Source organism: Bradyrhizobium sp., from assembly GCF_049581145.1.
Taxonomy (GTDB): domain Bacteria; phylum Pseudomonadota; class Alphaproteobacteria; order Rhizobiales; family Xanthobacteraceae; genus Bradyrhizobium.
Genome location: NZ_JBAURI010000480.1, coordinates 1 through 12,542, shown reverse-complemented (window position 1 = coordinate 12,542; position 12,542 = coordinate 1). Strand labels below are relative to the sequence as shown.

12 protein-coding genes are annotated in these 12,542 nt (G+C 63.4%); 10 read left to right on the top strand and 2 right to left on the bottom strand.

Going from position 1 to position 12,542, the window contains the following annotated elements:
* The 4 genes from WCB02_RS15880 to WCB02_RS15865 form a co-directional block, all read left to right on the top strand.
* The coding region (locus WCB02_RS15880; RefSeq protein WP_423959353.1) for a phosphoadenosine phosphosulfate reductase family protein at positions 1-267 on the top strand (267 nt) is incomplete at its 5' end.
* Positions 267-2,174, top strand: a complete 1,908-nt coding sequence (gene cysC / locus WCB02_RS15875; protein WP_423959352.1) for an adenylyl-sulfate kinase — start codon at positions 267-269, stop codon at positions 2,172-2,174. The genes WCB02_RS15880 and cysC, both read left to right, overlap by 1 nt.
* A 154-nt stretch (positions 2,175-2,328) precedes the next feature.
* Positions 2,329-2,568 (top strand): hypothetical protein, encoded by a 240-nt coding sequence (locus tag WCB02_RS15870; protein WP_423959350.1) that lies wholly within the window; start codon positions 2,329-2,331, stop codon positions 2,566-2,568.
* A 76-nt stretch (positions 2,569-2,644) separates the two neighbouring features.
* Entirely contained in the window at positions 2,645-2,962 is a 318-nt protein-coding gene (locus WCB02_RS15865; protein ID WP_423959348.1) for a type II toxin-antitoxin system VapC family toxin, read from the top strand.
* 44 nt (positions 2,963-3,006) lie between these two features.
* On the opposite strand, the gene WCB02_RS15860 is transcribed toward WCB02_RS15865, so the two are convergent.
* Positions 3,007-3,717: a DUF1223 domain-containing protein gene (locus WCB02_RS15860; protein ID WP_423959347.1), complete on the bottom strand. Its 711-nt coding sequence runs from the start codon at positions 3,715-3,717 to the stop codon at positions 3,007-3,009.
* A gap of 312 nt (positions 3,718-4,029) precedes the next feature.
* Between WCB02_RS15860 and WCB02_RS15855 the strand changes: the two genes are divergently transcribed.
* The 5 genes from WCB02_RS15855 to WCB02_RS15835 all read left to right on the top strand — a co-directional run bounded on the left by WCB02_RS15855 (position 4,030) and on the right by WCB02_RS15835 (position 11,295).
* The gene (locus WCB02_RS15855; protein WP_423959345.1) at positions 4,030-5,043 is read left to right on the top strand and encodes a Gfo/Idh/MocA family oxidoreductase; all 1,014 of its coding nucleotides are present in this window, start codon (positions 4,030-4,032) and stop codon (positions 5,041-5,043) included.
* A gap of 56 nt (positions 5,044-5,099) precedes the next feature.
* Positions 5,100-6,263 carry a DegT/DnrJ/EryC1/StrS family aminotransferase gene (locus tag WCB02_RS15850; RefSeq protein WP_423959342.1) on the top strand — a complete coding sequence of 388 codons (1,164 nt, stop codon included), beginning with the start codon at positions 5,100-5,102 and terminating at the stop codon, positions 6,261-6,263.
* Positions 6,264-6,306: 43 nt separating this feature from the next.
* Positions 6,307-7,833, top strand: coding sequence for a murein biosynthesis integral membrane protein MurJ (murJ, locus tag WCB02_RS15845; protein ID WP_423959341.1), 1,527 nt, complete (start codon positions 6,307-6,309; stop codon positions 7,831-7,833).
* A gap of 601 nt (positions 7,834-8,434) precedes the next feature.
* Entirely contained in the window at positions 8,435-10,744 is a 2,310-nt protein-coding gene (locus tag WCB02_RS15840) for a xanthine dehydrogenase family protein molybdopterin-binding subunit (protein ID WP_423959339.1), read from the top strand.
* A gap of 104 nt (positions 10,745-10,848) precedes the next feature.
* The gene (locus tag WCB02_RS15835; RefSeq protein ID WP_423959337.1) at positions 10,849-11,295 is read left to right on the top strand and encodes a c-type cytochrome; all 447 of its coding nucleotides are present in this window, start codon (positions 10,849-10,851) and stop codon (positions 11,293-11,295) included.
* 116 nt (positions 11,296-11,411) lie between these two features.
* Here the strand turns inward: WCB02_RS15835 and WCB02_RS15830 are convergent, their stop codons facing one another.
* The gene (locus tag WCB02_RS15830) at positions 11,412-11,828 is read right to left on the bottom strand and encodes a CHRD domain-containing protein (protein ID WP_423959336.1); all 417 of its coding nucleotides are present in this window, start codon (positions 11,826-11,828) and stop codon (positions 11,412-11,414) included.
* Positions 11,829-11,990: 162 nt separating this feature from the next.
* Between WCB02_RS15830 and WCB02_RS15825 the strand changes: the two genes are divergently transcribed.
* A partial coding sequence (locus WCB02_RS15825) for a c-type cytochrome (RefSeq protein WP_423959354.1) occupies positions 11,991-12,542 on the top strand: 552 nt, incomplete at its 3' end.

Here is a 12,542-nt window from a genome sequence, read left to right as displayed (position 1 = left end):
ATCCTGAACTGGACCGAACTCGATATCTGGCACTACATCCGCCGTGAAGGCATTCCGGTCGTGCCGCTCTATTTCGCGCGGAATGGCCAGCGATACCGCTCGCTCGGCGAGAAGAACATCACGTTTCCAATCGACAGCAACGCCAGCACCATTGACGAGATCATTGCCGAACTGGAAGTGACCACGGCGCCGGAACGCGCCGGCCGTTCGATGGATCACGAGAGCGAGGATGCGTTCGAGCGGCTGCGACAGGGCGGATATATGTAATGTTGCAAAAACCTTCCGCGCCCCCGCTCGCTCTGGATCGGGAAAACGAGCTCAAGGTCGTCGTGGTTGGTCACGTCGACCACGGCAAATCCAGCACGATCGGTCGGCTGTTGTTCGAGACCGGCGCGCTGCCGCCGCAAAAGGTGGCGGAGATCAGGTCGGCATCGGACCGCCGCGGCGTGCCGATGGAATGGTCGTTTTTGCTTGACTCACTGCAGGCTGAGCGTGATCAGGCGGTCACGATCGACACGACGGATGTGCGTTTTCACACCTGTCGGCGCGGTTACGTCATCATCGACGCACCCGGACATCGCGAATTCCTGAGGAACATGATCACGGGGGCTGCCCGCAGCAACGCGGCGCTGCTCATCGTCGATGCGACCGAAGGGATGCGCAACCAGTCGCGCCTCCACGCCTATCTGTTGAACCTGATCGGCGTCGAACAGATCGTGGTCGCCGTCAACAAGATGGACCTGATCGGCTATTCGGAAAGCAGCTTCGCCAGGCTTTGCGCCGAGATCAGGGATTATTTCACCACGCTCGGGCTGCATCCGGCCGAGATCATTCCGATCTCGGCGCGTGAAGGCGACAATTTGTGCATCTCCAGCGCGCGGATGAAATGGTATGATGGCCCGACCGTCATCGAGGCCTTCGATGCTTTTCATGCTGTCGAGCCAGCCGCGGCGTTGCCATTGCGCGCGCCCGTGCAGGATGTCTATCATTTCGACGGACGCCGCATCATCGTCGGCCGGGTGGAATCCGGCATCCTGCGCCCCGGCGATTCGATCCTGTTCTCGCCGTCGAACGAGCGCGCGGCCGTGGCCACGATCGAGAGCTGGCCGGTGCGCCAGTCGGTCGCGGAAGTGCATACCGGCCAGGTATTCGGACTGACCTTGCAGGATGAGGTCTTTGTCCAACGAGGCGACATGATCAGCCACCGCGACGGCGCGCCGGCCATCACCGACGTGTTTCGCGGCAAGATCTTCTGGCTCGGCCGCTCAGGCGCCGCCATAGGCGCCGAATACAAGTTGAAGCTCGGGACAGTGGACGTGCCGGTGCGGCTGCAGTCGATCGAGCAGATCGTGCATACCTCGAATCTGGAAGAGGACGAAGGCGGCGTCGTCCAGCGCAATCAGGTCGCCGAGGTCGTGTTGCGGACCAAGCATAAGGTCACGCTGGACAATTTCAGCCGGATCGCGGCGACCGGCCGCTTCGTGCTGACCCAGGGCGCCGAGATCGTCGGCGGCGGCATCGCATCGATGAAGGGGTTTCCCGACCAGCGGCCGACCCTGGTCGGCGCGCCCGTGGATATTTTCGGGGTCGGGCACAGCGTCACCGCTGAAGCCCGGGACAAGCGCAACGGGCATTCGGGAGCCGTGATCTGGTTCACGGGGCTGTCCGGCGCCGGCAAGTCCACGCTGGCCATGGCGGTCGAACAATTGTTGTTCCAGCGGGGAATGCAGACTTACGTGCTCGACGGCGACAATGTGCGTCATGGACTGAACGCCGATCTGCGCTTCACGCCGCAGGATCGCGTCGAGAACATCCGCCGGGTGGGAGAGGTCGCCAACCTGTTTGCCGACGCCGGCCTGATCGTCATTGTCGCGCTGATTTCGCCTTATCGGTCCGACCGCCGGCGGGTGCGGGAGCGTCTCGGCAGCTCCTTTCACGAGGTCTACATCCAGGCTGACCTCGCAACCTGCGAGCGCCGCGACCCCAAGGGGCTGTACCGGCGTGCCCGCGCCGGTGAGATCGCCGAGTTTACCGGCGTCTCGGCGCCGTATGAGGCCCCCGAGGAGCCCGATCTGATCGTGAACACGACGGCCAGCGGCGTCGAGGCCTGCGCGCGCCAGATCGTGGACTACGTTCGCAGCCTGCAGGTCGCGCGCAAGGGACCAGTTCAATAAACGGCAGCAAATTGATTGTACTCCGTACTCCGGATGCGGGGTGTGTTTCAGCTTTGTCTGACTGGGATGACCGTGATCGGCTTCCGACTGACAGGCTCGCCCGCGAAGGATGCGTCGGGTACTTGATCGGCGCAGTATAGCAGTAGGGACGACCATGCGCGAGATTGGAGCCTTTGAGGCGACGAACAAATTTGGTCAGTTGCTCGATTGGGTGGAGCAGGGGAAGAGATCACTATCACCCATGGCAAAGAGGTTGCGTGGCTCAAAGGCCGGCTTCAATCGAGCCGAAGCCCGCGCCGCCTTGCATCGAATCCGTGAGCGGGCCGAGCAGCTGAAGCTCGGCACTTTTGACTGGTCGGAGTGGAAAGCGCTTTGCGACAAAGGCCGTCCGTGAGCTTGTTGGTCCTCCATAGCTCAGCCACGCTCGCCTGGATTTACGGCGATGGGGTCACCGAGGCGACGCCGGCGCGTTGGTACCGGCGCTCTGGCGCCTCGAGGTCGCCAACAGTTTGACCATGGCCGTTCGGCGACGCCGCATCGATCCAGATTTTCGTCGCGCTGCGCTCGCGGATCTTGCCCCGCTCGATATATCGACCGATCAACGGACGGATTCCCACGCTTGGACAGATACGTTGAACCTCGCAGGTCGCTTCCAACTGACCGCCTGCGATGCGGCCTACCTTGAGCATGTCCAGCGAAGAGGTCTGCCGTTCGCTAGCCTCGACCAGCAATTACGAACCGCCGCAACGGCGATAGGTCTGGCCTTGCTCGGGACTGAACTGGAATGACGCCATCACTCATCCTCGAGTGCCGGCAGGGTTGCGCTGTCCGCTCATTCCCCGCCGGGCCTGCCGGCTCCCACGATCCGCCCATCGGGCGCTTCCAGAATGACCGCGACGTCCTGACCCTCGGGGAGTTTCTCGCTGAGGCGTAGCGGCGCGCCTTGCCATTCGCCGATCGGGCGGATCGAGCGGACCACATTCGCTTCCTCCAGCGTACGGCCGCCATTCTCGCCGCGGCGGATCGCGGTCTGATGCTCATGATCGAAGCCGATCAGCAATACCCGGCCGCTGCCGCTGCCGCCGCCGACGTCGATCAGGAGCTTATCGCCCTGCCTGTCGACATCGATCGCGGCCGCGGTCCGGCTCTGCCGCCTGGCGGCCTCGATCGCCGATTCGACGTCGTCACGGCGCGAGCCGACATGGCTGGAGGCGCCGTCGACCACGATCTCGGGCGTATAGGATCCATCGCCAAAGCGATGGCCATAGCGGTCCTGGCGGTTGGTTGCGGCGTCCAGCGAAAACGGGTCTTTCCAGCCGAGCCGGTCCCAATAGGTGACGTGGAAGGCCAGCGGCAGCACATCATGACGACCGCGCGCCAGTTCGTTCAGATAGGCATTGGCCGGCGGGCAGGACGAGCAGCCCTGCGAGGTGAACAGCTCCACTACCACCGGACGCTCGGCCGCGACTGCAGCGACGGGGGCGAGGCTCAAGGGGACCAGGCTGACGGCAAGGGCGAACGAGATCAATTGGCGCGATGGCATGGGTTTCTCCACAACAGGTTCAGGCTCCAGTTCGCGCTTTGCGGGCAGATGTTACGCGCAGACGGCCACACGAAATCTTGAGGAACCTGATGTGGTGCGTGAGCTTCGGCCTGTCTGCCTCCCTTACCTGGTTGGCCGCCGATCTCAGGAGTGGTCTGCAGGGGCTTAAGACTCCTCAGGTTTTTGATCTGCCGATGTAACTCTTTGAATCAAATCGTGTCTGGAATAACCCTCTGAGCTTTCGCCACATGTATGACGACGTGCTAGAGAGCCGTCGGGGCACTGGGCAAGATTTGATTTGGGGTCGATGACATGAGTTCTGGGGGGACCGGCCTGAAGGCCGGGTCGAAGCGCGCGCTTCGTGTTGGCGTCATTGGCGCCGGGGTCATGGGAAGCAATCACGCCCGCGTGCTGGCGAATCTGCCTGACGTCAGTCTGGTGGGGGTGGTCGATCCCTTGCCGGCGCACCGGACGCGGGCGACGGAACTGCTCAATTGTCCGACCTTCGCAACGCTTGACGAACTGATCGCAGAAGGTATCGACGCCGTGACGATCGCCGCGCCGACCCATCTCCACCACGAGGTCGCGCTGGCCTGCATCGGCCACAACATCCATGTCCTGGTCGAAAAGCCGATCGCATCCACGGTCGAGCAGGGGCGGCACATCGTCGATGCGGCTCGTCGGGCCGGCGTGACGCTGATGGTCGGTCATGTGGAGCGGTTCAACCCGGCGGTCGCGGCCATCAAGCAGGCGATCACCGGGGAAGACATCCTGTCGATCGCCATCACCAGGGTCGGGCCGTTCCCGCCGCGGATGTCCAATGTCGGCGTGGTGATCGACCTGGCAGTCCATGATATCGACCTGATCCGCTGGTTCACCGAATCCGACATCGTCGAGGTGCAGCCGCAGCTCTCCAGTGCGGTGGCCGAGCGCGAGGATATCGCGCTGTTGCAGTTCCGGACCGCGTCGGGCGTGCTTGCCCATATCAACACCAATTGGCTGACGCCATTCAAGGCGCGCAATGTCACGGTCGCGACCCGCGACAAATATGTCATGGGCGACCTCCTGACCCGCCAGGTTACCGAGTGCTTCGGCTTCAGGCCCGACGGCAGCTATTCGATGCGCCATCTGCCGGTCGGCCATGACGAGCCGCTGCGTGCCGAAATGATCGCCTTCCTGCATGCGGTGCGTTCCGGCTCCACACCGGCGGTGACCGGCGACGAAGGGGTCGCAAGCCTCGAAATCGCGACGCAGTGTCTGGAGACCTCGGCGCACCGTGCCGCGGCCTCGGCCGTCCGCAAGGGGCCACGCCGCGTCGCGGTCTAGCGACAGTTCCACGATCTCCGTCAGCAAAAACCGTGCAAGAAAACCGTGCAAGCCCCATGAACCAGCATCTGCGTCCGCAACCCGTCCCCTTCATCGATCTCGTCGCGCAGCGCCAAAGGCTCGGCAAGACGCTTGATGAAGCGACCTCTCGCGTGCTCAACCACTGCCAGTTCGTCAACGGTCCGGAAGTCTTGCAGCTCGAGGCCGACCTCGCAGCTTTCAGCAGCGCCAGGCACGTCGTGAGCTGTGCCAGCGGCACCGACGCGCTGTTGATGGTGCTGCTGGCGACGGGGATCGGCCGTGGCGATGCAGTGTTCTGCCCGTCCTTCACCTTCTGCGCGACCGGCGAAGTGGTCGCGCTTGTCGGCGCCACCCCGGTGTTCGTCGACGTCGATGAAGCCACCTTCAATATCGATGCCGCCTCCCTCGGTCGTGGCATCGCGACCGCGAAACGGTTAGGCCTGAAACCCCGCGCGGTGATCCCGGTCGATCTGTTCGGGCAGAGCGCCGACCATGATGCGATTGCCGCGGTTGCGACAGGCGAGGGGTTGTTCGTGCTGGATGATGCCGCGCAAGGCTTTGGCGCGAGCTACACGGGACGCCCTCTCGGCACGCTGGGCCTGGCCACCGCGACGAGCTTCTTTCCCGCAAAGCCGCTCGGTTGCTTCGGGGACGGCGGCGCGATCTTCACTGACGATGCGGGTCTTGCGGAGACGCTGCGCAGCGTTCGCGTGCACGGCCAGGGGTCTGACAAATACGACAATGTCCGCCTCGGCTTGACCGCGCGGCTCGACACAATGCAGGCGGCGATCCTGATCGAGAAGCTGAAGATCTTCGCGGACGAGATTGGCGCCCGCAATGTCGTTGCCGAACGCTACGCCAGCGGCCTCGGCAATGCCGTCACTGTTCCGCGGCTCGCCCCCGGCTGCACCTCGGTCTGGGCGCAATACACCATCCGCCTGCCCAAAGGCATCGATCGCGACGGTTTCGCCGCGACGCTGAAGGCGCGGGGCATCCCGACCGCGATCTATTACCCGAAATCGATGCATCAGCAGACCGCCTATCGCGACTTCCCGGTCGCCGATGGCGGCTTGCCGGTAAGCGAGCGGCTGTCGTCCGACGTGATCAGCCTGCCGATGCATGCCTATCTCGACGAACCGACGCAGGCGCGCGTCATCGAGGCCGTGCGCGACGCAGTTTCGGCCTGCTTCGCCGTGTGAAGTTCTGATGCAATCAGAATCGAATATGCGCTAGAAGCGGCGCATGCTCGGACGTATCTTCACTGTCGGCGGCTACACGCTGCTCTCGCGGTTGACCGGTTTCGCGCGCGACATCATGCTCGCGGCGATTCTCGGCGCCGGTCCCGTCGCGGACGCCTTCTTCGTCGCCTTCCGCCTGCCCAATCATTTTCGCGCGATCTTCGCCGAAGGTGCGTTCAACGCCGCCTTCGTGCCGGCCTATGCCCATGTCCACGGCGAACGTGGCGAGGCCTCGGCCAAACTGTTCTCCAATCGCATCTTTACCCTGCTGTTCTTGTCGCAGGTGGTGTTGTTGGTTGTTGCGTTGCTATTCATGCCTCAGGCCATGACCATCCTTGCGCCGGGCTTCAGCAACGATCCCGCCGAACGTGACCTGGCGATCGCCCTGACACGGATCACGTTTCCTTACCTGCTGCTGATCACGCTGGTGACGCTCTATGGCGGCATGCTCAACGTCATGCATCGTTTCGCCAGCGCCGCTGCGGCGTCGATCTTTCTCAACATCTCGATGATGGCGACGCTGGCGCTGGTGGTGTTCTTTCCGAGCGCCGGGCATGCCGCGGCCTGGGGCGTGCTGATCTCCGGCTTCCTGCAATACTTCCTGTTGGCCGGCGATCTCGCGAGACATGGCGGCCTGCCGCGCTTCGGACCATTGAAACTCGATGAGGATATTCGCGCCTTCTTCCGCGCGCTCGGACCTGCGACGCTGGGTTCGATGGGCACACAGGTCGCGATGTTCGCCGACACCATCATCGCCACGTTCCTGCCGGCCGGCGCACTGTCGGCGCTGTATTACGCCGACCGGCTCAACCAGTTGCCGATCGGCGTGATCGGGATCGCGATTGGCACGGTGCTGTTGCCGGAAATGTCACGGCGGCTGACGGCGGGCGACCATGCGGGCGCCATGGAGCAGCAACGCCGCGCCTTCGATTTCACGCTGTTGTTTTCGGTGCCATTCGTCGCGGCCTTCCTGGCGGTGCCGGATGTCATTACTCGCGCGATGTTCGCGCGCGGCGCGTTCACTCGTGGCGATGCCGCGGCCGCGGGAGCGACGCTCGCAGCCTATGCCATCGGCCTGATTCCCTTCGTGCTGATCCGCAGCGCAGTCTCGACCTTCTACGCCCGCAAGGACACCGCGACGCCGGTGAAGGCATCCCTGACCGGGCTTGCGGTCAACATGGGCCTGAAGCTGTTGTTGATGGGATCGCTGGCCCAGGTCGGACTGGCGCTCGCCACCGCAGTCGGCGCCTGGATCAACCGTTTGTTGGTGTTGGGCTTCGCGGTGCGGGCCGGCTATCTCGAATTCGACGCCGTGCTGCGCCGATCGATCCTGAAGTTTGCCATGACCGGCGTTGTGCTTGCCGTCGCGCTGTGGCTCGTCGCACGATTTGCGGCCGTGCATTTCCAGGCGCTGGGCAGCCTGCGCGACGAAGCCGCGCTGCTGCTGCTGGTGGCGGTTGGAGCCGTGGTTTACGGTGGATCGATCCTGCTGCTGTTCGGCCCGCGATGGCTGAGGTCGTTAGTGAAGTGAATTGTTCGCACGCGACGTCGGCCGCGACGAGCCCGAACCGAAATGGATGCGGCGAACATATGATTTCCGTTTCTTGGGCGACTGGAAAGGTCAAAAGGCGTTCTTGTCGCAGGCCGCGGCGGCGGTTTTGACGTCTTCCGGTATTCCGATCGCGCAGAATTCGCGGGCGCGATGGGAAAGAGCGTCGTTTTCGCGAACTTCTCCTCCACGAACCTCTGGCTTTGCGGGGGTGATCGCGTCAGTCCAATCTTATGCCCTCCGCCGAGACATCGTATTTCCCTGAAAAATGGCTGGCCAAGTGGCTCGTCGCGCGCGATGAGCGGTGCCGATCTCTGCTTTTGCCGAAAGCGTGGTTCGCCCGGCAAGCGCCGCCGGGATTCACCTCGCGAGGACTTCGATAGCTCAAGCGGGAGGTCCATCTCGCATAGCGAGCCGGCCAAGGCGGTGGAAGGATCCCGGTAGATCATGTCGGATCCAACGTAGAACCGCGCCGCCTGCAGAGCCAAGCCGGCCCAGTTGAGAATCGACCCGCTAAACCCGTTTGCGCTGCCCCGCGATCCGCTGCAATATGGCCGGGTTCGATCAGGCAGTTGGAGATCAGATGGCTGCTCCCATCAAGTTCGGCGTCGGTCAGAGCGTCCTCCGCAAGGAGGACGACGCGTTGATCCGCGGCAAGGGCCGTTACACCGACGACCATATTCCCTCCGTGGGACTGCACGCGCTGCTGCTGCGCTCGCCGCACGCGCATGCGAAATTCACCGTCAATGCCGCCCGTGCCCGGGGCCTTCCCGGCGTCGCGCTGATCCTGACGGCGGAGGACATAGCCGATCTCGGCGACCTGCCATGCCTGTTCAATCTCGAGGTCAATCCCTTCACAGGTCCGCCCTATCCGATCCTCGCCAAGGACGAGGTGCGCCACGTCGGCGACACCATCGCTTTCGTCGTGGCCGAGACGGTGGATCGGGCGCGCGACGCGATCGAGGCGATCGAGGTCGACTGGGCGCCCTTGCCGGCGGTGGCGGGCGTCGTCAACGCGGTCAAGCCGGGCGCTCCGCAGGTGTGGCCCGACCATCCCGGCAACGTCCTATTCGACGTTCCGGTCGGCGACAGGAAGGCGACCGACGAGGCGTTCGCCAAGGCGCATGCGGTCGCCGAAATTTCGATCGTCAATCCGCGCGTCGTCGCCAGCTTCATGGAAACCCGCGCAGCGATCTGTGAGTACGACGCCAAGCGCGATCATTTTACGCTCACGGTCGGCAGCCAAGGGAGCCACCGACTGCGCGATATCCTGTGCCAGAACGTGCTGAAGATCCCGGTCGAGAAGATGCGGGTGATCTGTCCCGATGTCGGCGGCGGTTTCGGCACCAAACTGTTTCCCTATCGCGAATACGCGCTGCTCGCGGTCGCCGCGCGCCGACTGAAGAAGACGGTGCGCTGGGCCGCGGACCGCTCCGAGCATTTCATGGGCGACGCGCAGGGTCGCGACAATGTCACGACCGCGAAGATGGCGCTTGCCGCCGACGGCAAATTCCTCGCCATGGATGTCGACCTGATGGGCGACATGGGCGGTTACCTCTCGACCTTCGGGCCTTACATTCCACATGGCGGCGCCGGCATGTTGCCGGGCCTCTATGACATCCAGACTTTCCACTGTCGCGTCCGCACGGTATTCACCCATACCGTGCCGGTCGACGCCTATCGCGGCGCCGGCCGGCCCGAGGCGGCCTATGTCATCGAGCGGCTGGTCGATGCCTGCGCGCGAAAAGTCGACATGACGCCGGATGCGATCCGGCGCAGGAATTTTATCACCCCGCGCGCGATGCCCTACAAGACCGCAACCGGCAAGATCTACGATTCCGGCGACTTCAACGCGCACCTCAAGCGCGCGATGGACGTCGCGAACTGGAAGGAATTTCCCAAGCGGGTGCGGCTGGCGAAGAAGCATGATTTGATCCGAGGCATTGGGCTCGCAAGCTATGTCGAGGTCTGCGGCACCATGGGCGAAGAAACTGCTAATGTGCGGATTGATCCCAATGGAGATGTCACGGTCCTGATCGGAACCCAGTCGAGCGGGCAAGGGCACCAGACCGCCTATGCCCAACTCGTCGCCGAGCAGTTCGGACTGCCGCCCGAGCGCGTCCACATCCACCAGGGCGATACCGACGAGATCGCGACTGGGCTCGGCACCGGTGGCTCGGCCTCGATCCCCTCCGGCGGCGTCAGCGTGGAGCGCGCCACCCGCGCGCTCGGCGCCCAACTGAAGGAGCTTGCCGCCGAAGTGCTCGAGACCAGCGCCGGCGATCTCGAGATCGATCGCGGCGTGGTGCGGGTCGTCGGCACCGACCGCTCCATCGGTTTTGTCGAACTCGCCAGGCGCGCCGGCAGTGACGCCGCCAAGCTCAACGCCAGCGCGACCTTCGCCAGCGCCGACGGCACCTATCCGAACGGCACTCATATCGCCGAGGTCGAGATCGATCCGGCGACCGGCATCGTCAAGATCGTCAACTATGTGATCGTCGATGATTTCGGCGTCACGCTCAATCCGCTGTTGCTCGCGGGCCAGGTGCATGGCGGCGCAATGCAGGGGATCGGGCAGGCGCTGATGGAGCAGGTGGTCTACAGCGCCTCCGATGGCCAACTCGTCACCGGCACCTACATGGACTATGCGCTGCCGCGCGCCGCCGACGGGCCGTCCTTCGTGTTCGAGACCCACAACGTGCCCTGCAAGACCAATCCGCTAGGGGTGAAGGGCGCAGGCGAAGCCGGCGCGATCGGCTCCTGTCCGGCGGTTGTGAACGCGATCGTCGATGGGCTATGGCGCGAGTACAAGATCGACCACATCGACATGCCGGCGACGCCGGAGCGGGTCTGGATTGCGATCCGCGAGCACCAGCGCCGTCATAGCCTCTGATATCCGCCTCAATTGGGAAATAAACGGGCGCCGCCGGGGTCAAACGGGTTGGGATCAACTCGGCCGCGGGGTGAGAGTTGGCGTAAGAACGGGAGAGCAGGTTGATGAGGCGGTCGGTCTTGGTAATCGGTATGTTGGTGCTCGGCGCGGCTGCGGCGATGGCACAGGAGGACCTGGTCAAGCAGGACCAGGCGGTGATGAAGGCAAACGCCAAGAATCTTGGCGCCATGGTGGCGATGGTCAAGGGCGAAAAGCCCTACGATCAGGCAACGGTCGATGCGTCACTCGCTGTGTTGCAGAATACCGCCAAGAAGCTTCCGACCATGTTCCCGGACAGCATCAAGGGCCAGAACCCGGACGGCGATTACCATTCCTCGCCCAAGGTTTGGGAAGACAAGGCCGGATTTGCGGCGCATATCGCAAGCTTCACCAAGGTGGTGAGCGACGCGAAAGGCAAGATCAGGGATCTCGAGACGCTGAAGGCGATCACGCCCGGCATCGGCAAGGAATGCGGCGGTTGCCACGAGACCTATCGCCTCAAGAATAGCTGATTGGGTTCAAGAACGACCGGCGGAATAGGCGGGGGCTGGTTGCGCCCCGGCTATTCCGCTTCAGCAATCTTCGCGGGATTGCTACTTGTTACTTCACTTGTCGTCGTTTCTCGTTGTTATTTCACTTGGCCGCGGATTTCGCCGCCTGGATTGGCTGCGGTGTGAACGTTGATGTAGTACCTGCCCGCCAGAAGGTCGGCGGCCTGTTCGTCGGTCAGTGTGGCGGTGCCTTCCACCGGGCTCGATGTGGCGTTCGGGATTGCAATCTTGACACCGGCGTTCTTGCCGACTTCCGCGGGTCCATGGAAGTGCGCGGCCGATGCGGGGCCGCTCAATCCCGAATATGTGAGCGTCCATGTCAGCTTCTTGGTCGCCGGATCGTAATCGACGTCGGCGGTGCCGCTGCCGGTGCTGGCAGTCGGAGGAACTTCCGACTTGCCGTCCAATGTGACTTTGTATTTTTCGGCAAAGGCAGGCCCTGCGAACGCCACGACGGCTCCGAACACGAGCGTGGCAAACACGGTCTTGGTCATGGGGTCTCTCCCTATCGGCCTCAAATGAAACATCAATCTCAACAACGCGATTTCAGGTTTATTCCTCAATTCCGCCTCCATGCCGCGAAATTTGCACTTAACGCACGACGGGAGCCGCGTGCGGACTAACCCTAAAGCCTGATGGTCAATGACGGATCGATGATGGTGCGACGAATTTTCCTTGCTGCTGTGTTCGCTTTCGCGGCCGCTGTCGCGCTCTATTGGTGGCTCACCGCGCCGTCGCTCGCGCTGGCGGTCACGGAGCCTGCCCATGTGCCGAACCTCGCCAACGGGCAGACCATCTTTGATATCGGCGGCTGTGCCTCCTGCCACGCGGTGCCGGATCAGCCCGAGCGCACCCGGCTTGGCGGCGGGCTGGCGATCAAATCGCCGTTCGGCACGTTCTATGCGCCGAATATCTCGTCCGATCCGACCGACGGCATCGGACGCTGGCGCGAGGCCGACTTCGTCAACGCGTTGACCAGGGGGATCTCGCCGGCTGGAACCCACTACTTTCCGGCCTTCCCCTACGTCTCCTATGCGCATGCGAAGGTCGACGACGTGCGCGATCTCTTCGCCTATCTGAAGACGCTTCCCGCCGTCTCAGGCAAGGTGCGCGATCATGATCTGCCGTTTCCGTTCAACATCCGGCGCAACGTCGGCATCTGGAAATTGCTGTTCATGGACGAGACCCCGTTCGTGCCTGATCCGGCG

What these genes read in the sequence shown, in the direction of transcription:
- WCB02_RS15870 (WP_423959350.1), top strand. Translation starts at nt 2,329, where the DNA reads ATGCGCGAGATTGGAGCCTTTGAGGCGACGAACAAATTTGGTCAGTTG.
- WCB02_RS15840 (WP_423959339.1), top strand. Translation starts at nt 8,435, where the DNA reads ATGGCTGCTCCCATCAAGTTCGGCGTCGGTCAGAGCGTCCTCCGCAAG.
- murJ (WP_423959341.1), top strand. Translation starts at nt 6,307, where the DNA reads ATGCTCGGACGTATCTTCACTGTCGGCGGCTACACGCTGCTCTCGCGG.
- WCB02_RS15850 (WP_423959342.1), top strand. Translation starts at nt 5,100, where the DNA reads ATGAACCAGCATCTGCGTCCGCAACCCGTCCCCTTCATCGATCTCGTC.
- WCB02_RS15830 (WP_423959336.1), bottom strand. Translation starts at nt 11,828, where the DNA reads ATGACCAAGACCGTGTTTGCCACGCTCGTGTTCGGAGCCGTCGTGGCG.
- WCB02_RS15835 (WP_423959337.1), top strand. Translation starts at nt 10,849, where the DNA reads ATGAGGCGGTCGGTCTTGGTAATCGGTATGTTGGTGCTCGGCGCGGCT.
- cysC (WP_423959352.1), top strand. Translation starts at nt 267, where the DNA reads ATGTTGCAAAAACCTTCCGCGCCCCCGCTCGCTCTGGATCGGGAAAAC.
- WCB02_RS15855 (WP_423959345.1), top strand. Translation starts at nt 4,030, where the DNA reads ATGAGTTCTGGGGGGACCGGCCTGAAGGCCGGGTCGAAGCGCGCGCTT.
- WCB02_RS15860 (WP_423959347.1), bottom strand. Translation starts at nt 3,717, where the DNA reads ATGCCATCGCGCCAATTGATCTCGTTCGCCCTTGCCGTCAGCCTGGTC.